The sequence below is a fragment of the Cytobacillus praedii genome (genome assembly GCF_001439605.1).
In the GTDB taxonomy this organism is placed as follows: Bacteria; Bacillota; Bacilli; order Bacillales; family Cytobacillaceae; genus Cytobacillus; species Cytobacillus praedii.
In genome coordinates this window covers 1-20,667 of sequence record NZ_LMBX01000026.1, presented here as the reverse complement: position 1 = coordinate 20,667, position 20,667 = coordinate 1, and the positions used below count along the sequence as shown (strand labels likewise).

Here is a 20,667-nt window from a genome sequence, read left to right as displayed (position 1 = left end):
AATATGAAAGCAATTATTTTGGCAGGAGGGCAGGGTACTCGGTTTTGGCCTTTAAGTTCTGAAGACAAACCTAAACAGTTTCTGAACTTAATTTCTAATGATTCAATGCTTCAGGAGACTTATCAGCGTTTTAGAGACTGGATGCCTGCCGGAAAGGTGTTTGTCGTTACAACAGAAAAATATTTGCCATTAGTAGTAAAACAATTACCTGAACTGCAAGATTGTCAAATTATTTTAGAGCCAGATCAACGTGATACAGCACCATGCATTGCCTTAACTGCTATGCATTTTCTTAATCAAAAGGATGATGAGGTCCTCGTAATGGCACCATCTGACCAATATATAGGGAATGGCCAAGTCTTCCATAAGGCACTAACACTGGCAGAAACTGTAGCGGAACAAAATAATTCAATCGTTACTCTCGGTATCCAACCAACAGGACCTGAGACGGGATATGGTTATATAAAAGCTAATAAAAAAACTCCATTTTCTTTTTCAGCCTATCAAGTAGAAGAATTCATCGAAAAGCCGGATTTAAAAAAGGCGGAAGAATTGATTTCGGATGAGAATGTTTTCTGGAACAGCGGCATTTTTGTCTGGAAACCTTCAACAATAGCCTATAACTTTTCCAAGCATCAACCCGAGTTGTGGAAAATCATCAATGACAATCAAACTAAATTACAAGAAGTCTATTCTTTATTACCGAAGGTGTCTATTGATTATGCGATTTTGGAGAAGGCAGAGAATGTTTTTACTGTCCCTGTAAATTTTGAATGGGATGACATAGGATCATGGACTTCATTGGGGCGTATCCACTCATCTGATCATAATTACAATTACCTGATCGGCGATGTCATGTCAGCTTTATCAAAAAATTGCATCGTATATTCTGAACGGAAGACTCTTCTTATTGGGGTAGAGGATCTTATTGTCGCCTCAACCGATGAGGGAATTTTGGTATGTCACAAATCTAAAGAACAAACAATAAAAAAATTTCTTAATAAAGAAAACATACCAAAGAATAATTTCAAGGATAAATGATCGAAATAAGATTTCCTTCATATTATATAACATTGCATAAATAGGGAGGACTGAAAATTGAAAAAAGCGCTGATTACGGGGATAACAGGTCAAGATGGTTCTTACCTAGCTGACCTGTTGTTGGATAAGGGATATAAAGTATATGGATTAAAAAGGAGAACGGCTACACCTAATTTTGAAAATATCAAGCATATTCAGAACGAAATTGAATTTTTTTCAGGAGATCTTCGTGATATGACTTCTCTAGCTGAAGCAGTTCAGGCAATCCAGCCAGACGAGGTTTATAATTTAGCTGCTCAATCGTTTGTTGGTGATTCCTGGAGACAACCCATTTATACTAGTGAGGTTACAGGGCTAGGTGTAACAAATATGCTTGAGTCTATACGTTTATCAAAACCCGATGCACGTTTTTATCAAGCATCAAGCAGCGAGATGTTCGGCAAAGTGATAGAAACTCCCCAAACGGAAAATACTCCCTTTTATCCTCGCAGTCCCTATGGTGTAGCAAAAGTATATGGTCATTGGATTACGGTAAACTATCGCGAAAGTTATGGTATGTATGCATGCTCAGGAATTTTGTTCAATCATGAATCGCCACGCAGGGGAATTGAGTTTGTGACGAGAAAAGTGTCAGATTCAGTTGCCAAAATAAAGCTTGGACTTCAAGACAAACTCCTTTTAGGTAATTTAGATGCAAAACGAGATTGGGGATTTGCAGGAGATTATGTGAAAGCCATGTGGCTGATGCTGCAGCAAGAAGAGCCCGATGATTATGTTATTGCTACGGGAGAGACTCATACTGTGAAAGAATTAATTGAAATCGCCTTTGAACATGTTGGCCTAAATTGGCAGGATTACGTCGTTCAAGACGCGCGATTTATGCGGCCAGCAGAGGTAGATATTTTATTAGGTGATCCAACAAAAGCTAAAAAGCAGCTGAATTGGGAGCCACAAGTGAATTTTGAACAGCTAGTAAAAATGATGGTAGAAAATGATCTACAAAAATATCAATGACAAATCCCAAGAAAATATAAGAAAATACGGTAGAATATAGCCAATTCAGCTATTCTACCGTATTTTTTATAACGGAGAACTATCTTCCTTCCCTGCAAATTTGAAAACATAAAAATCCGTTTTCGATCAGAAAAATTTGATTCCCTTCGTTTAAATTCAAATCATCAATTACTCTTGTTACATCTGGTACTAGTGAATTTCCGTAGTCGTGCCAACAAATGATTCCGCCTTTTCGAATCGTTTGACGCGCTAATATGGTATCTAATAAAACACCTTCTGCAGAATGGTCTCCATCAATTAAAATTAATTCTGCTGCTGGGAGATGGACAGGAGATAAATCTCTTGTACCATTTGGTGTTAAAATTAGTTCAACCTGGTGATAATCCTTAACTAATTCTCCAGCAATTTTGGGGATTTCTCCTTGTTGAATTGACAAGGTAGTTTGAGAGTCTGGTGTAAGGTCTATTCCAATATACCTTTCTACAGATGAACAATTATCTAAGATACATTTTGCTGTAGCTCCGCGTTGAATACCAATTTCAATGATCGTTTTTATATGAAAAGTTTGTACAAATGCTAAGATTGGCTCGATATCATTAAACCCCAAGTAAATAGACGGCTCACCATGGAAGGTACCTCTGCCAAAAAGTTTAAAAAAAGTGTCTCTATCTAAAACACTCATTTACCAAACCTCCAATCTTTTTACGTTTTCTTCCAAAGACTAAACAAGAAAACAGTGATATTTTAGGAAAATGAAAGTCTTGGAATGGAATTTTTTAAGCTTCTAACAAAAGCTTTAGTGTACTCAGGAAACAAAAAGGGTTGACAAATTCTCCATTGAAATGACAGCTGATTCTTTGCGCTCCGGCTGGTCATGACTCTTCCCAAAGGCATTGTTGCTCAGGAGGATCAATTAGTCTCGGCTGCTTTAGCAGTTTTGGAATCGGACTAATTGGACAGCCTCACTGGGAAGGTTAGTATTGTTACCTTTGTCAATCACCGCATAAACTTTTTATCTTATAAAATATGTTTCGAAGTATGATTGTGATTGGACAAGTATTGAATTTGCATTATTCCCCCTTTCTACTTTCCTTTAATTCACATTTTATGCTACTAATTGGCTATTTTAATGCAGGAAAAAAGGCAATTGACCTTGTTCCGCTTGTCCAAGGCATAACATAACATATAAAGAAACAGTAAGATTTTAGGAGGTGATTGTGTTTGCTTAACGATAATCAGGTAAACATTCATAACTATGGATCTTTTTTTGAACCGACAGGCTATGCAAAATCAAATCGCTCTTTAATACTAGAAATGGTCAAACAAGAGGCAAATATTCGGTTTACACCTTGTGTAAATGAAAGGGAGCCGATGTCCATGGATCCAGCTGAAGTGTCATTGTTAAAAAGTCTTTCCCATCGACCTTTACAGGAGAACCATCTTGTTTTTTATCACTTTATTCCGAGCTATTTAAAAAAAGATCCAAATCAATTTAGTATTGGGTTGACAATGTTTGAGTGTAATAGAATCCCAGCGGATTGGACCCATGCATGCAATCAAATGGATGAAATCTGGGTTCCATCTATGTTTAATTATCACACCTTTATTCATAGCGGGGTTCAGCCTCAAAAGCTTAAAGTAATGCCATTGGGAGTTGACACGAACACTTATCGGCCAGGAGCTTCCCCTTTAAATATTAATGGCAAACGCAGTTTTTCCTTTTTAATTTTGAGTTCATCTGGATGGGATGCTCGCAAGGGATACGATGTATTGCTGCAGGCATTTGCTGAAGAGTTTGGAGAAGAAGAGGATGTTTGTTTAATCATTAAAATCCGTGCAAGCAGCCAAGAAGAGATCCGGCAGCAGCAGGAGAGGGTCACTCAATTTGTTAGCAGAATAGCAGGAAGAAAAAGAGATTCAATTATATTTCTGTCATCAACAGATGACTGGAGTGAAGAGAAAATAGCACAGTTATATAACAGTGTGAATTGCTATGTTCTGCCTACACGCGGTGAAGGCTGGAACATGACTGTTATGGAAGCAATGGCAACAGGACTCCCTGTTATTACCACTAATTGGTCAGCACATCTTGATTTTATTAATCATACAAATGGTTATCTTATCGATGTGAAAGGCTATCAAAAGCTAAATGCTTGGAATACAGAACTATTATGGGCAGAGCCAAATAAAGATCACTTAAGATCTTTAATGAGACATGTTTATATGAATCAAAATGAAGCTGAAAATAAGGGACAGCTGGCTAGAGAAACCTTGTTAAATAGCTATAAATGGTCTATAAGTGCTGGAAGAATGATGGACAGGTTTCGAGAAATACTGAGTTAGTTTTATAATGCAAAGAACCCCACTTTTATAGGTGATGAGTTGAATGCAAATGGTATCGAATTCAATGGGAGTTAAAACTTGGGCTGAATAAGTTAAGCCTCCGGCAGATGCCGTAGATTTTTTGTAGGAATTTATCAGCGTGATCGATAAAAAGCTGGGCGCAAATACGCCAAGGCGAATTTGATTCATTCTTTCGTGGACGAGGGAAATTGGAGAGATGATTATGCAAATTGTCTGGAAAGGATCAGTTTATGATCATTCGGGATACAGCAGAGCTGCTAGAGAATATCTTTTAGCCCTACATTCCAAAGGAATTGATGTAAAGCTTGATTTAATTAACCATGGTTACCAGTTAAATCTGTCTCCAGATCAAAGCAAACTTTTCAAAGGATTTATTGAAAAACCAAATGCTTACGGGAATCAAGTATATATCTTACATCAGCTACCTGATTCATGGAGACGGATGCCTGGATTAACGATTGGTTTCACTTATTGGGAAACATCAAAAATTCCTGATCATTGGATAAGCAAATGTAATGAAATGGATGCAGTGTTTGTTTCAAGTGAACATAATGTTCAGATCATGCGCCAAGCTGGTTTAACTGTTCCTGTTTTTAAAATAAGGCCATGTTTATCTCCAGAAATCTTGCCTTTTTTTACTAGTCAAGTTCCACATTACATGCATCAGCTCCCTTCATTTCGTTTTTTATCTATATTTACGTGGATAGAAAGGAAAGGGTATGATTTATTGCTCAAAGCCTACTTCGAGGAATTTTCATCAAACGAAGACGTAGTGCTTATTATTAAAACTGGGGCACATAATAACCAAAAGATCGAAGAACTAATCGCTGCAGAAAGCAGAAAATATAATGATCCGGGAAGATATTATATTGATTTGTCGATTAGAGATGAATTCGAAATGGAAGGTTTATATAATCATTCTAGTGCTTTTGTTCTTCCAAGCAGAGGGGAAGGAATTGGCTACCCAATGCTTGAAGCTGGCAAACGGGGTCTCCCGGTCATTGCGACAGCATGGGGAGGTCAGCTTGACTTTCTTAATGAAAAAAACAGTTATTTAATTCCTTATCACTTAGTGCCAGTAAAGCAACAATCTCATTATCACGGTTATAGAGGTGATCAGCTATGGGCAGAACCCTCTGTTGAAAATTTGAAACAGAGGATGAGGAACATCTATGCAGATAAAATAGAAGCAGCAGATAAAGGAAATAATCTAAAAAGCTTCATTGACCAAACATTTACCTATGATCAGGCTGCTATGGATATATCATTTGCTTTAAACCAATTGACTGGTGGAAGGTTTCAAGATAGTACAAATAAAATACATTCGTATCACGAAAACAAATTAAGAGTAATGGAAAAAATCCATCAGTTGTATCAATGCGAGTCCTCTGAATTCATTAAAGGTTTATATAATGAATTATTATTACGTTCGCCGAACCAAATTGAATTAGATCATTATCGAAATTTATTATTCACTGGCCTTAGTAAAATATCAATTATTGAGGCAATTTTGCAAAGTGAAGAATGTGGTCAGCAATTCAACCGGCCGCTCAATGCGCTATATAGATACAATCAAACGATTATTGAAGTTTTAAGAACATTCAACAAATACGACGATGTGGATTTTGTCAAATGCCTTTATCGAGAATTGCTGTTTCGTGAACCTGATGAAGATGGAATGCATGGCTTTATAAGTACCCTAAAGCAAGGCGGAAGCAGAATTTCTGTTATTAAATCTATTTTAACATCTCCAGAATGTACGTCACTTTTTTCTATTGTAAATCCCTCCTGAAAGTAAAAAAGAATATTCCCTTTTAGTTTTTTACAATTAATAATTACATGAAATGAATAATTAACATGTATATTTTCTCTGGGGTGGTTGAGTTGAGAATCATTCAAAGGTTATATGATATTTACCAAAAAGATGGAACAGATTTTGTTACTTGTTTATATAAGGAGCTGTTATTACGGGAAGCGAATTCCATTGAAATCGAGCATTATCATAATCTTTTCATGTCTGGCCACAGCAAAATCTCCATTATCAACTCAGTCCTGCAAAGTAATGAATGTATACAGCATTACAATCACCCTCCTGCCATTCTCGCCAGACAAAAACAAACAATCGCTGGAATTTTAAGAACGTTTTTTCGATCGAATGAAACTTTATTTGTACAAAGCCTTTACAGGGAATTATTATATCGTGAGCCTGATCAAGCAGGGTTGTATGGATTTGTAGGTACGCTTAAGAAACAAGGAAATCGGATTACAGTTTTAGGAAATATATTAACATCCGAGGAATGTATTTCACTTCTAAGTTCACCTCATCCTCCTTGGAAAGTTGATTTTGAAAATATTGTAAGCTGCATCATTCCAAGCTTTAATCAAGTTGATTTAGTCAAACAATGTGCAAACACTTTAAAAGCGATGACAACAAAAACTTCCTACGAGATTATCGTTGTTGATGATGGAAGTGCCATTCAAATTCAACAGCAGCTGCTGGAATGGGGATCACAGGAAAATATTAAAGTCATCCTAAAAAACCAGAATGAGGGTTTTAGCTGTACCGTCAATCAAGGGATTAGACACGCTAGAGGTAAACATATCGTGCTCGTTAACAATGATATTATTTTTCATCAACCTGAATGGCTAGAGAAAATGCTTAATACCATGCAAAGCTCACCTGAAATTGGTGTTGTTGGTGCACGCTTGCTATATCCAAATCAAACGATTCAGCATGGAGGAATGAACGCTGATCTTTATCATCGATACGTTGGCTTACCAGCAGATTATGCACCTGCCCTTGCCATTGATGATGTTCATGCTGTCACAGGTGCCCTATTACTAATTAAACAGGATGTCATTGCTGATTTAGGTCTTTTCTCTGAAGATTTTTTTACTGGTTTTGAGGATGTGGAATATTGCTTCAGAGCTAGGTTAAGAGGATTGAGGGTGGTTTACTGCGGTTCAGCTGCAGCCATTCATTTGGAAGGCCAAACAAGAGGAGGCCATCAAAAAATTAATTTTTACAAACAAAAGGATTTTGAAGCAAGGAAACAATTTGATTTGAAATGGAGGGGTTATTATCACATCCTTAAATCATAGAGAGATTGTTTATGTACTTGAAGCTAATGGTGTTTCAGGAGGAGTTAAGAATGTTTTTGAACATATAAACCATTTACATGATATAGGTTATCGAGTTCATTTGTTTTCATTGGATCATCAGCCGCGATGGTTTCCGTTAAAGGTGCAGGTTAGTAGATTTAAAAACTATCAGCAAATGCTGCAGCAGCTTAGAGTAATGGATGCAATAAAAGTTGCAACTTGGTGGAATACACTAGACACCGTGGTTGCTAGCTGTGATCCGTCTCAAAACGGACGCGGGATCCCATTTTACCTTGTACAAGATATTGAAGAGAGCTATTACCCGCATTCACCAGAAATGAGGGCAAGAGTTCTTCAAACCTACCAGAAGAATATTCATTATTTAACGGTAGCTGACTGGACAACTAATCAATTGGCACAGCGTTTTCAAAAGCAAGCAGCAAATGTATCAATCGCTATTGATCATGATGTTTTCAGACCGAATAGAACGCATGATTATGATCCGCTTCGTATTTTGGCTTGCAGTAGAAAAAGTCAACATTTGAAAGGCTTTCAAGTAACGGCAGAAGCCGTACAAAAGGTTCATCAAATGTTAAATGGCGTATCTTTAGTTACATTCGGTATAGAACAGCCTACTATTCCTCATATCCCTTTACTGCATTTTTCTGTCCCTGATGATCGAACAGTAGCCTACCTTTATGCAAATTGTGGCGTATTTGTCCAAACTTCCTTTCATGAAGGATTCGGTATGCCCATCCTTGAGGCAATGGCTAGCGGTGCACCTGTAGTTACTACGAGAGCGAATGGAAATGAAGAATTTTGTATAGATGGGCATAACTGTTTAATGGTGAATAGTGGAGATGCTGATGGTGTAGCAAATGCTATTTATAGAGTACTAACAGATCGAGAACTAGCAAACTATCTTACCGAAAATGCAATACAAACAGCTCAGAAATATAACTGGGCAAGAGTAATGAGCAATCTAACTTCAGAGTTTAGCAAATATTAAAGCCTGATTTTAAGGGAAACTTAATTCATTATGAACAAGCTCCTGGCATTGAAACAATCTATTTTTTATTTCAGTTTTGTCCTTTCGATAATAATGAAAGCCTTTTTGAATCCAATTTAACACTTCAATTAAAGCTTGTTCCCATTTTTCCCTTTCCTGCAAAAAACCATATTGTTTAGCAGTAACAATTAGATGAGTTAAATCTTCTATACCATCTATTTGTTTCGAGTATGACTGTAATTGTTGATCTCGATGTAATCGAAAGCAGCTTAAAGGTTCTGAAATAAAGGCAACATTTCCTTTTGATAACAATACAATCCAAGATGCCAAATCAACACTGAAATGATATCTTCGGCCTTTTAATGTTCCAAAGGGCTCTATTAAATTCTGTTTCCGGAATAATGGAGTAGTTGGTTCACCAATATAATTATGGCAATTCATTAAGATTTGGTTTCCTACTTCAATTCCAGAGGCAATTGTATCTGTTTTGCTTATTTTTTGATTCAAATGCCCATCAGGAAAAGGTGTGCCATTTTCATTGATCAGGTTTCTATGAGAAGTAACTAATGAGATTTCCTCTTTGTGATCATTCAAAAAATAAGCCATCATTTTTTCTATTTTCTCTGGATAAAATAGATCATCATCCATTAAGTAATTAATGTATTTCCCATTTGCTTTTTCAAATAAGCTTAAGCTGTTATCCAAAAGCCCTAGAGTACGTTGATTGCGTATAAAAGTAATATTCGAATGGGCAGGTAAATATTTGGTTTGCACAAGGTTTATTGTGTCTTCATTCGAACTGTCATCTCCGATTAGAATTTCAATATTCGGATATGTTTGCTCCAAAGCGCTCGTTAAAGCTAAATCAAAGTAATGTGGGCGGTTATATGTAGGAATTAAAATAGAAACGAGCGGATACCTTTTCTTATGGTTTTCTTTCACTTATATCGCCCCTTTTTAATTATTATGCTAAAGCGTACATACTCTTTCAAAATATTTTTAAATGAAAGTGAATGAAAATCTATGAATATATATATGATACGAATGTAGAGGTGACGGCAAGGTGAATAACAAAAAAATATGCTTTATTTCCTGTGTTAATCATGCTGAAAAATACAATACAGCATTAAAATATATTCATTCTTTAAAGATACCAGAAGGCTATGAAATCGAAACGATTTCAATTGAGAATGCTTCAAGTCTGACTTCAGGATACAATCAAGGGATGAAAAGAAGTGATGCTAAATATAAAGTATATCTGCATCAGGATACTTATATTTTTAATAAACATTTCATTTACGATATCATTTCGTTATTTAATAAATTTCCTAAATTAGGAATGCTTGGAATGGTAGGTGCTAAAACGCTCCCAAATGGGGTTTGGTGGAATAGCAAGCTCGTATATGGAGCTGTCTATTATACCCCTAAAGGCAAAAGGACAATAGGAACCCTAGCGAATCGCCCTGTCATAGAAGATTATGAGAAAGTTAAGGTGATCGATGGATTAATTATGGTGACCCAGTACGATCTTGAATGGAGAGAAGAATTATTTCAAGGCTGGCATTTCTATGATGTTTCTCAAAGCTTAGAATTTGAGAAAGCAGGATATGATGTTGGAGTTCCAAGGCAAATAAGTCCGTGGTGTCTCCATGCAACAGGGACAGTAAACTTAAACGGCTACGAAGAAAACAGGTTGATATTCGTTCAAAATTATGATGGTTATTTTTAGGGCTTTATTTTGCTATTTCTTTAAATTGGACAATTCAGTACAGAAGTACAAGCAAAAATAAAATACTTTCATATTATACATTAAGAAGGTGAGGTGATCTTATGTGTCTATGCAATAAGATTAATAAAATATATTCAGCTGATGGGCGGTATCATGGAAGACCCATGCAAATGACAAAAGTTGCACCATCTCAATCTCAAGTGATGGTCAAAAAAACCCCTAATATGGTGACCAAGTATGGAAGTTACAGATAAAAAGACCCTGGAAAGCGATTGTCATCTCAATCGCTTCTTCCTAAAATATTGATTGCTAGATTTATTCAAACGATATATTAATTGGAGGCATTAGAAATAATCTGAATTAATTTATCGAGCCTCTTCTCAAATGTATGCTCTTTTAATACTCGATTTCTGGCTTTAGCCGCTATTCTTTGCCGCTCTACCTCGTTTTGTAAATAATAGTCAATCTTTTTTAGCATCTCTTCATTATTTTTAAAAGCTGCTATTTCCTCATCTTCAACAAAGTGGTTAGGTAAATCCTCTTTGAATTCAATTAATTGAAAGGCCTCACATGCGGCAACATCAAAGGTTCGATTGTTAATGCTTTTTCCTACTATGCCAAGCCGGTTTTGATTATGCTTCAGGTTAAACGGCCGGTGTGTATTTAAAATGATTTTTGAAGAGTTATAAAAATCTGCTGCTATGGATGGTTTGAACCAGCCTTCATTAATGATTAGCTTTGGATTATTTTGATAATAATACAATGGTTTTCTCCAATTTCCTACAACCCTAATATTGTAAGGGGTGTTTTGTAAAAGAAATTGGATGTATTTTACTCGATCAGGATAAGGATAGCCAACGATGCATATATCGCTTTTGAATTTCCCTTCCATCTCTTTGGGCTTAAATATTTCTGGTTCTGTACCAAGCGGTAATTGGTAAGCATGCGTATGGCCGTCATTTATATAAAATTCTAGTGCTGCGGCATCGATGGTAAAAACAAAGTCATAATGACGGGAAAGCTCAGTTGTTTGATCCATAAAGTAGGGGTCTTCTGTGAACCAAATCGCAGTCTTTATATGATTTGCTTTTAGCCATTGGACCATATTAATTGGCAACTTAAAGCCTACCATTGTGATGACAGCCTCAGGCTTAAATGATTTTGTTAGTGTTTGTAATGTACGAAGGCCGTTTTTATACTGAAAGTACTGTACCTCATGTTTTTTGCCTAACTCTTGTACTATCCATGCTTCAAAATGGTCATAGATTCCATTATAGCCTGAAGAAATAAAGAGGATTTTCATTTCATTCTCCTACAGATTAATAGAAATATTGTTCAAAGTCCTGATTCCATTTTTGATTTCTTCACTATAGAAAAAGCCCTCAATTAAAACGAATTTTTCTCTTTTTGTCGTTGGTATTCGCAACTCGTTTTCAAACGATAATTTCTCACCGGGTTCTAATTTTAGGTGCCTGTTAGGCTTAAGCCAATGCTCTCCAGTTTTTTCTGCTTGTTCCTTCCAGTTATCATGGAAGTAGTGCCATGATTCGCTGTTCGTTCCATCTATCATTAAAGCAGTATGAGTGACAGAACCGATTTTTCCGCCAAGTCGAACATCTTCAGGAGGCTTAATTCGAATACAAATCATGGGTGTATTTAAGACAGAAGTACCTGTATTTTTGATAATCATATTACCAATCACTGTCACTTCATTGTCGTCCTCATCATTTTCAGGAAGCATAACAGTGTAGCTGAACCAGACACAAGCCTCAGCAGTTTCCTTCGGTTTTTTATTCCAAAACATATCGATCCCCCTTGAATATTCCGAAGATATCATTACATTCTATGCATGTAATGAGATGAAATACTTCGAAATATTTATACAATCAAAAAAGAGGAGCGGGAACTCCTCAGTTAACCTGCTGTATGAAATCAATTTCTTTTTAAATCCCTGTCGGTGTTGGTCCAGGTCCTGGAAACACTGTTGGACATTGAGGAGGGAATGCCAATGGCGGACAAACAAACGGCATATCAGGGCGTGGCTGACAGAAGTCTGCAGTAATTTCTAGTTTGACCATTGCCTCCATTTGAACGTTTTGGCATAGATTGATTGAAATATCAAGCTGCTGGAACTCGAATACTCCTGGAGTAATTCCAACTTGGCGGCAAATGATGTTCGCATCGCACTCAAAGTCAGTAATTTCACATTGTAGGAAAGTACCTGGAGGCGCACATAGGAAGAACTTCTCAGATACAGCCCAAGGAATTGGATCAGAAGTACAGCTTTGGCCAACAGCGTTTGATACGCGGACAACTACAAATCCCTTTTTCAAAACTTTTACCTTTTGGAGTGTTACAGTCGATCCATCAGGCAATTGGAATTGACCACTTGCACGTCCTTCTGGCTGTGGGATCTCCTGGCAAAGAATTGCCCCAGGTGCTAACGGATCAATGGGGTTTCCTTCTTCATCAGTAGGGAAGCATTCTACTGTCAGATTTCCGCCTAGAAAAGCACATGGGTCACCTACACCGCCCGGAGTAGGGGTTACGCCACTTGGGCAATCAAAACCAATATCAACAAGAGAAGCAGGGCCAGTGAAGGCGATTAGTGGCACATCTGCTTGGCGAGTGACCCAGTCGTAAACTTTATTAACTTTTATACATAAAGTTTCTTGGCCACCGCTAATTGATTTAAAATCCATGAAACAATCATCTCCTCAACTATTTTGTTAATAGGGCTGAGCCTACTGTATACTATGCGTTTATCCTTGATCGGTGTTTAGGCAGGAGTGTATTTTTAGTTGAAACTTTTCGGCGTATTTAGAGAAAGAAATTCTACGTACAGTTGACCCATACATAATATATTCCCTTCCTGTAGAGGTGTGATTTAAATTAGGGATGAAATAAGCCTATTTAAATCTGTTGTAAGCTCTAGTTGTTGAACATGCGTCTGGATGCAGTATATCCAGTTACACTTTTGCCTAGGAAGCATAGAATAAAAAAAAGAACTGGGCTAATGACTAAGGAGGAGAAACTGATGATTAGAAGGAATCAGTTTGAAAAACTGACACATATACAGCTTCAACAGAGGGTGATTCATCTAGAGTCTGAACTTTCCTTTTACCGAGGGGACAGTCGGACGAGAGATAGGAGGTACCTGGAACAAATAAATATGTTAAAGGGCGAAAATGAGCGGTTGACTTTAGAACTCTCTGAAATTACGAAAGCAAATAAACAATGTAATCAAGCGAGAGATGAGTTAATAACCGATTATAATGAACTGCTTGTGAAAAATACCGCATTGCAGGAAAGAATGGCAGTCCTTGAAAAAAGTCCGGTCCAACTAGAGCTGGATGACGATCATGAAGTTGAAAATAGCCAACTGCAAGAGAATAATAAAAAGCTGCAAACGAAAATTGCTATATACAAGGAACAGATAGAAGCATATAGAGAAAAAGAAAGAACAAACATGCAGCATGGAGACAGAATGTCCATTAATTTGACTGAAGCTAATGAACAAATCAACCAGTATAAAAACGAAGTGAGGGAACTGGAGGAAGAATTAAAACAAAGATCTGAAGAATTTGATAGCTTGTTTAAGCAATATGAAAAAATGGGCCATGACTTTCAAGGAATCAAGGAAAAACAGGAACAATTACAACAGAAAAACGTATCTTATCAACAAAAGATACCCCAATTGGAATTAGAGAAAAGTACTGCTGTTGAGTCTGCAAGTCATCTGCAAACAGAATTATCAGAAGCTAAATTCAAAATAAAAGAATTGGAATCATTGAAATTAGAAATGTTAAACCGCCTGGAGAACCATGTGAAAGAAATGAGTAAATTAGAAGAAGCAAACAATCGGTATAATGAGGAAAAAATTACACTTCTAAATAAGATTGCGCTTCTTGAAGAAGAAAATGCTTCTATTCATGAAAGCATTTCAAACATATCCTCACAAAGGCAATCCGATGAAAAAAGATTAGAAAAAATCACTTCTAACTTAAATGAGGTTTTTGCAGAGACAAAGCAGTTAGTACGGATGACATCATCATTAAAACACCAATTGGAAGCAAAGACTTTTGAACTTAGTAAAATAAAAAAAGAGAAGGAGATGCTCATGCAAGAAGTCATTTTGCTTACAGAAGAATATGAGAAGTCAGAGGCTAAAAAGAATGAGTTAGAACACCAAATTGAGATCATGAGAAATGAATTACTGAAAGCACAAAGTTCCTTAACGAAGCTTGAGAAATTCGAAACAGAGAAACTAAAGCTTAAAGAGGATTTAGAATCAAAAATTGATGAATTTAATATGCTTACAGATCATTATCAGCGTGAGAAAGAATCGTATCTTAAGGTTCTTGAACATGTTCAAGATCAAGTAAATGTATATAAAGAAAAGTCTGAGCTTTTTGATACAGAAAAAGGGTCTTGGTCCAAGCAAATTGATGAATTAAGAACGGAACTAAAAGAGACAAAAGCAACTATCGTGAAAATGGAAGAAATGAAACAGAATAATTTAAAGCTTACTGCAGAGCTTCAGGCGAAAGAAATTGAAATCTATAAAGCCAAAAAGGATGGAGAACGTATACTCTCGCAGCAGATAGAAAAATTCCAGTCAGAAATTGAAATGTATCGATTAAAAATTAATCAGTATGAAAAAGACAGAGATACTTGGGATAAGCAAATGAAGCAAATGAAAGCTCAATTTAATTCTTTGGAATCTACTTTGGAAGAAAAAGAGATATTTATTAAGCAATATATTCAACAGCCAATTTCCCAAACAAGACTTGAGCATCAAAATCCGCTTCAGCAATTTAATCCAGATCAGCCAGTTCAATCACAGCATGAACAGTCTTTAACAATGCAAAGCCAGCCTGCTCAACAAAGCCAGCCTGAAGAACAGCAGGAACTTTCTGCTCAACAACAAGCTCATCAGCTTTCCCAACAACAAGCTCAACAACAAGCTCAACAACAAGCTCCACAACCAGCCGACTGGTTCCAAAGAATGATGCAACAGCAGCGTGGCTATCAGCCCCTACCCAGAAGCCAAAATGCGCAGCAGGGAACAATGGACTTCTTTACCTTACGTAATAAAACAACCCAGCCCGCAGGTATGGGAAACTACGGGAATCAAAGGTAATTTGGATAATTTAGACATTCGCAGTGCTGCTTTTAAAATAAAAAAAGCAGTTTATGAGGAAATGATATTGTATTGTCAGCAAGCACTCCCTTTTGAAGCGTGCGGGTTACTATCGGGCATGCGATTTAATGGCACAAATTTATGGAAAATAAAAAATGAAACCCTAAAATCTAACCGATTCTCTATGTCTAAGGAGTCAATCGAACTTACTTCAAAGAATGCAAATAAAATGGGTGAAAAGATTTCTGGTATCTTTCACTCTCATCCAAGCTCACCTGCCTATCCATCTTCACATGATATAGGAAATACTCCTTATCCGAATTTAGCCTATATAATTGTTTCTTTTTATAAAGGGAAAGTAGAAGTGGGTTGTTTTCAAATAAATGAGGGTATGGTTACCCCATTGAAATTAATCATTGTAGAAGAGTGAATGAAGACGGCGGGTCAAGCGGATCGCCGCTTCTTTTATTTACATTACGAGTTTTTACTTGAAACAGAAAAATGGGTTTTAATTGAAACACGTCATATTTTTATGAAACATATAATTAAGAGTAGAGCACCTAAATATCCAGGAGGGAGAATTTTGATAAAAAAACAGATAATAAAAATTCAAAAGAGAACTTTTGAAACTCAACAATCTCCGGAGTCCGTCCCCTATATGGGACATAAGATCAAATTCAATACCATACCAGGAGGAGCGAATCCTAATAAGCAGAAATATAAACACGGTGGCTGTGGATGTGGGAGAAACCCAAAAAAGTCGTAGGGACAGTCAATTATAAATAAAGTCAAGTTGAAAAAGGCGGCTCTAAAATTTTTAAAAAATTTATGAGTCGTTTTTTTAAAATAATCTTTTTTGTAAATGAGTACATTATTACAGTTGAATTGCCGAAATAATGAGCTCATTTCAGACTATGGAGTACCTTATTCAACATGAGTCAGTGAAAGAGACAGGTCATACTACATATAATTGTCAAACAAATAATCCTAAATCCACTTCTTACATATCTAAGTAAACACCCTTTAATAGTAAGTGCTTTTGTTCATCTAATTGGCATTGGTGTTTTTTTCAAAGAGTAGTAAAATAAAACATACAAGGAGGGAAACCAAATGAGCGAATGTAAATTAGATCATTCCCACGATGATGTAAAGGCTAAATATGAGCAGCAAATGGAATTTCTACCAAGTGATACAATCCATTTATTTGATGAGTTTTTTCAAAAAGAACATACACAAGACATCTTAAATGAAGTCTTCCATCTATTAAAAAAGTACGATCTATCATCAAATGACGAAAAGGAAGAACGTGTCAATCGTTTATATTTAATATTAAAAAAAGTATAAGATAGATCTGCACCGCTGTGAGAAAGTCTCCTGCGGTGTTTTTTTATGCTTTAATAACGAATGAAAACCTATGCTATGAAATGCAGCAGGGAAGCTTTAACGTATGCGGTTTATTTGTTTCACATGAAAGTTTAATTGCCTGAATGAATAGGGCTAATTAGAATAAATCGATTTCCGAAACATATACTTGTACAAGAAAACGCATACATATTTTTACTCCATTAGAAATGAATGACTTATTTTAGGAGGAAATAAAATGCCAAAAACCATGTACAAGCTTGATTTAAGTAAACCAATGGAGGAGCAAATTCACCCTGGGCATAATAGATGGCATCCAGATATTCCAGCTGCTTTCTCTGTTGATCCAGGAACCGCGTTTCGAATGGAATGCCAAGATTGGACGGACGGACAAATTAAGAATAATGATAATCCAAATGATATTAGGGATGTGAATTTAGCTCGAGTACATGTTTTGAGTGGTCCTGTTTATGTAAATGGGGTTGAACCAGGGGATCTTTTAGTTGTTGACATATTGGATATTGGCACATTTCAAGAATATGAATGGGGCTTTAACGGTATTTTTGCAAAAGAAAATGGAGGGAGCTTTTTAACAGATCATTATCCAGAAGCGGCAAAATCGATTTGGGATTTTGAAGGCATTTACACAACATCAAGACATGTGCCGGGTGTGAAATTTGCTGGACTCATTCATCCTGGTTTAATTGGTGTTGCACCTTCACTTGAGCTTTTACAAAAATGGAATCAACGAGAAAATGAATTAAAGATGTCAGACCCTGACCGAGTACCTCCACTAGCCAACACTCCTAACCCTGAAGCAGCAGTTCTTGGCACCCTTAAAGGAGCCGAATTTGACCGAGTAGCAAAAGAGGGAGCAAGAACTGTTCCTCCAAGGGAAAATGGGGGAAATTGCGACATTAAAAATCTTTCAAAGGGTTCAAAAATTTACTTCCCAGTTTTTGTTAAGGGCGCCAAACTTTCAGTAGGTGATCTTCATTTTTCACAGGGGGATGGGGAAATCACTTTTTGCGGTGGAATCGAGATGGCAGGCTGGATAGACCTTAAGGTAGATGTCATTAAAGGGGGCATGGAAAAGTATAAAATTCAAGAAAATCCAGTATTCAAACCAGGTCCAGTTGATCCCCTTTATTCAGATTTCCTTGTATTTGAAGGAATATCAGTAGATGACAAGGATGGAAAGCAGCATTATTTAGATGCTAATATCGCTTATAAAAGAGCATGTTTAAATGCAATTGAATATTTAAAAACATTGGGTTATACAGGTGAACAGGCATATATGTTATTAAGCACTGCTCCTGTTGAAGGACGAATTAATGGAATAGTCGATATTCCAAATGCATGCTGTACAGTTGCGATTCCAACACAAATATTTGATAAAGATATCATGCCGAAATAAATGGTTGGGAGGGGAGTTTGATGCCCAGTTATACATTTTGCTGCCAAAATTGCGGTGATTTTACCTTGATTTTAAAGACAATGACCGGGAAAAAAGATCGGGCAGAATGTCCAGACTGTTTAGAAGAATCTACACGCGTGTATCTTCCTCCTAATCTTTTTTCTTACTCAAAAGAACTGCGAACCCGATTTGAAAAAGGAATGGAGCCACGCAGAATGACAAGGGAAGAATTGGGACCCAAGCAGAAAATAAAAAACAAATCAGCTAGCCGTCCTTGGCAAGTTGGAAATTGAAATAGATGGAAGCGGCTGTTTAAACGGCCGTTTTTTTATATTATTTAAAAACTATTCAAAAGTAATTATAACAATTGCGTTTTCTCACTGTGCGTTTCTTAAGGTGATTTTTGTATCAAAAAGCCATCTACAGCTAAAACCACGTTCTTTTCACAACTATATTCTACATTTCCAAGACTGCTAGTATTCGTTTTATCTGCTTCTATCTTTCTTTATGACCGTTTCCTTGGTTCAATTAAATTATGTAGGTCTAACCATTATTGACGAAGCTTCTCTCTTTTTTGGCAGGACATTAATACCCATTTGATAGAATAGACAGTGCCTTTTTTGTCTCCAAAAACCAGTAGTATTTTAGATGAAATTTCGCATTATTTTTCGCTTAATAACAATTATTCCCAATTGCATTTAATTCTAAGTCTTCACCTAAAAATGCCCATCACAATATGGGCATTTTTAGGTGAAGACTATTTATTTGTTAAAGACTTTATATCAGGTCCTAATTCTTTCGCAAACTCTGCTAAAGCAGGAATGTTTTGTTTATTGCTATTTGTCCCCATTTGAATGCTGTTCAAAATCTTTTGAATAGGCAGCGACCTATTGCTGCTTTGATTTCTTTTTAACCCATATGCAGCTGCACTAATTCCTAGACCTACTATTGATGCCCAGACAATGCCTTTATTATTTCTTTTTCTGCCAAATATCTTCATGGTGTTTTGCATACTCATTGTATTGAAAAGCGCTGCAATCCAGCTATTCATTTTCAAGCACTTCCTCTATAGAGAATTTAGAAGTGAATCCTTCACTTCCATTATCTAATATTTGCTTACAGCGGTTAGAAAATGCTGACATCTTTTTCAAATGGACTACATTTCATAATACCGGCAGATAACTGCTTGAGACATAAAATGAAATGAACAGCCTAAAGCCCAAATATTAAAAAGATTTTGTACTAGCTAATTTCCTGAAATTAACACAGAAGAAATTGGCTTTTGTTTATACTCAGCTAGTTGTGGAATAGGTATTCCTGTATAAAAATGTTTCAATCCGATATACCTCTACGAGCTAAACATACCTTCATTTGATAGGATGCAACAAAATGAAAGTTAATTAGATCTACACCCCAACAGCTTAACTCTATCTTCAGCAAAAAAATAATAGAACCAAATGGGACTTTTCCCATCTATTACTTATAAAAATACCAGCCTTCTTCCTGTATAATTTATCAGGAAGGAGGCATGACAATTGAACATACTATTCATTACTGTTTTAGCGTTTCTTCTTTATTATTTCTTTAAAAAAGGAAATAAAAACACAAAAGATGTCGTGATCAATAAATTGAAAATCACTGAAGAATTATCCAGCGAACAATTTCCGAAATTAAATATTCTCCAGCTTTCTGATTTACACCTTGAAAATATTTCAATTTCTCCTAATGAACTTTATGAAAAATTAAAAGATGAGCCTATTGATTTGATTGCACTTACCGGTGATTTTCTCGACCGAAAACGTACGATTCCGAAGCTAGCCCCATATCTTGAAGTATTGAATCGACTACAAGCAAAATATGGAATTTATGCTGTTTTAGGCAACCATGATTATGTCCTGCGCCAAAAGGATTTACAAATCTTAATCAAGACACTTGCTGCAAATAACTGCAAGGTTTTACAAAATGAAAATGACCTTATCTATGTACAGGGAACATGGGTTAATATCATTGGAATCGATGACTTTAGTACAAATCGAAGCAGCCTAGAAACTTCATATAAAGGAGTTACTTCAGGAACAATCTTAGTATTAACGCATGACCCAAATATTGTGCTGCACATGAAAAATTATCATTTTGATTATTTACTTGCCGGTCATTTCCACGGTGGACAAATTTGTTATCCCAAAGCCTATCACTTAGCCAAAATGGGAAAACTAGCCCGAATGAATATCATAAAGGGGTTTCATAAACAAGATGGAAAACCATTTTATATCAGTGAAGGGCTTGGTCAAACAGGTTTGAATATCCGTGTGGGGAGCCGTCCTGAAATCACCCTTCATGAGCTAACCTTAGTAATGGGCAAACAAAAAACTGTAAAAGCAATATAAAAGAAAAAGCTGTTATTAACAGCTTTCAGACTGTAGACAAACTCGATGAAAATCGAGTTTGCCTACAGTCTTTTTTGTTTTAAAATAGAAATAGAACAA

At 36.3% G+C, this 20,667-nt stretch carries 19 protein-coding genes; 13 read left to right on the top strand and 6 right to left on the bottom strand.

Features of this window, described 5'->3' with window-relative positions; translation table 11 throughout:
• Positions 1–3 precede the first annotated feature (3 nt).
• Entirely contained in the window at positions 4–1,041 is a 1,038-nt protein-coding gene (locus ASU02_RS21015; protein WP_057767289.1) for a mannose-1-phosphate guanylyltransferase, read from the top strand.
• 57 nt (positions 1,042–1,098) lie between these two features.
• Entirely contained in the window at positions 1,099–2,055 is a 957-nt protein-coding gene (gene gmd, locus ASU02_RS21010; RefSeq protein WP_057767287.1) for a GDP-mannose 4,6-dehydratase, read from the top strand.
• Positions 2,056–2,134: 79 nt separating this feature from the next.
• On the opposite strand, the gene ASU02_RS21005 is transcribed toward gmd, so the two are convergent.
• Positions 2,135–2,737, bottom strand: coding sequence for a class I SAM-dependent methyltransferase (locus ASU02_RS21005; protein ID WP_057767286.1), 603 nt, complete (start codon positions 2,735–2,737; stop codon positions 2,135–2,137).
• A 539-nt stretch (positions 2,738–3,276) separates the two neighbouring features.
• On the opposite strand from ASU02_RS21005, the gene ASU02_RS21000 reads away from it, so the two are divergent.
• The 4 genes from ASU02_RS21000 (at position 3,277) to ASU02_RS20985 (ending at position 8,530) form a co-directional block, all read left to right on the top strand.
• Positions 3,277–4,398, top strand: a complete 1,122-nt coding sequence (locus ASU02_RS21000; protein WP_232426310.1) for a glycosyltransferase — start codon at positions 3,277–3,279, stop codon at positions 4,396–4,398.
• A gap of 223 nt (positions 4,399–4,621) precedes the next feature.
• On the top strand, positions 4,622–6,211 hold the full coding sequence (locus tag ASU02_RS20995; protein WP_057767284.1) for a DUF4214 domain-containing protein: 1,590 nt from the start codon (positions 4,622–4,624) through the stop codon (positions 6,209–6,211).
• A 92-nt stretch (positions 6,212–6,303) separates the two neighbouring features.
• Positions 6,304–7,521 (top strand): glycosyltransferase, encoded by a 1,218-nt coding sequence (locus ASU02_RS26075; protein ID WP_165571622.1) that lies wholly within the window; start codon positions 6,304–6,306, stop codon positions 7,519–7,521.
• Between the two features lie 100 nt (positions 7,522–7,621).
• Positions 7,622–8,530: a glycosyltransferase family 4 protein gene (locus ASU02_RS20985; protein WP_232426309.1), complete on the top strand. Its 909-nt coding sequence runs from the start codon at positions 7,622–7,624 to the stop codon at positions 8,528–8,530.
• Between the two features lie 9 nt (positions 8,531–8,539).
• Here the strand turns inward: ASU02_RS20985 and ASU02_RS20980 are convergent, their stop codons facing one another.
• Entirely contained in the window at positions 8,540–9,472 is a 933-nt protein-coding gene (locus tag ASU02_RS20980) for a glycosyltransferase family 2 protein (protein WP_057767280.1), read from the bottom strand.
• 121 nt (positions 9,473–9,593) lie between these two features.
• Here ASU02_RS20980 and ASU02_RS20975 point away from each other — a divergent pair, with 121 nt between their 5' ends.
• On the top strand, positions 9,594–10,259 hold the full coding sequence (locus ASU02_RS20975) for a glycosyltransferase family protein (RefSeq protein WP_057767278.1): 666 nt from the start codon (positions 9,594–9,596) through the stop codon (positions 10,257–10,259).
• Positions 10,260–10,590: 331 nt separating this feature from the next.
• Here ASU02_RS20975 and ASU02_RS20970 read toward each other — a convergent pair whose 3' ends face one another.
• From ASU02_RS20970 to ASU02_RS20960, 3 genes are all read right to left on the bottom strand, one after another.
• Positions 10,591–11,562, bottom strand: a complete 972-nt coding sequence (locus tag ASU02_RS20970) for a CgeB family protein (protein WP_057767276.1) — start codon at positions 11,560–11,562, stop codon at positions 10,591–10,593.
• A gap of 9 nt (positions 11,563–11,571) precedes the next feature.
• Positions 11,572–12,063 carry a hypothetical protein gene (locus ASU02_RS20965; RefSeq protein ID WP_057767275.1) on the bottom strand — a complete coding sequence of 164 codons (492 nt, stop codon included), beginning with the start codon at positions 12,061–12,063 and terminating at the stop codon, positions 11,572–11,574.
• Positions 12,064–12,202: 139 nt separating this feature from the next.
• Positions 12,203–12,961 carry a BMQ_0737 family morphogenetic spore coat protein gene (locus ASU02_RS20960; protein ID WP_057767273.1) on the bottom strand — a complete coding sequence of 253 codons (759 nt, stop codon included), beginning with the start codon at positions 12,959–12,961 and terminating at the stop codon, positions 12,203–12,205.
• Positions 12,962–13,296: 335 nt separating this feature from the next.
• Here ASU02_RS20960 and ASU02_RS20955 point away from each other — a divergent pair, with 335 nt between their 5' ends.
• From ASU02_RS20955 to ASU02_RS20930, 5 genes are all read left to right on the top strand, one after another.
• Complete coding sequence (locus ASU02_RS20955; protein ID WP_057767271.1) at positions 13,297–15,402, top strand: coiled-coil domain-containing protein; 2,106 nt, start codon at positions 13,297–13,299, stop codon at positions 15,400–15,402.
• A gap of 1 nt (position 15,403) precedes the next feature.
• A complete protein-coding gene (locus ASU02_RS20950; protein ID WP_057767269.1) occupies positions 15,404–15,832 on the top strand; it encodes a Mov34/MPN/PAD-1 family protein in 429 nt (142 codons plus the stop codon).
• Positions 15,833–16,512: 680 nt separating this feature from the next.
• Positions 16,513–16,746 carry a hypothetical protein gene (locus ASU02_RS20940; protein ID WP_057767265.1) on the top strand — a complete coding sequence of 78 codons (234 nt, stop codon included), beginning with the start codon at positions 16,513–16,515 and terminating at the stop codon, positions 16,744–16,746.
• Between the two features lie 256 nt (positions 16,747–17,002).
• Entirely contained in the window at positions 17,003–18,181 is a 1,179-nt protein-coding gene (fmdA, locus tag ASU02_RS20935) for a formamidase (protein ID WP_057767263.1), read from the top strand.
• A 20-nt stretch (positions 18,182–18,201) separates the two neighbouring features.
• On the top strand, positions 18,202–18,474 hold the full coding sequence (locus ASU02_RS20930) for an FmdB family zinc ribbon protein (protein ID WP_057767261.1): 273 nt from the start codon (positions 18,202–18,204) through the stop codon (positions 18,472–18,474).
• 464 nt (positions 18,475–18,938) lie between these two features.
• Here ASU02_RS20930 and ASU02_RS20925 read toward each other — a convergent pair whose 3' ends face one another.
• The gene (locus ASU02_RS20925; RefSeq protein ID WP_057767259.1) at positions 18,939–19,232 is read right to left on the bottom strand and encodes a hypothetical protein; all 294 of its coding nucleotides are present in this window, start codon (positions 19,230–19,232) and stop codon (positions 18,939–18,941) included.
• A 484-nt stretch (positions 19,233–19,716) separates the two neighbouring features.
• On the opposite strand from ASU02_RS20925, the gene ASU02_RS20920 reads away from it, so the two are divergent.
• Positions 19,717–20,568, top strand: a complete 852-nt coding sequence (locus tag ASU02_RS20920; protein WP_057767257.1) for a metallophosphoesterase — start codon at positions 19,717–19,719, stop codon at positions 20,566–20,568.
• The last annotated feature ends 99 nt before the right edge of the window (positions 20,569–20,667 follow it).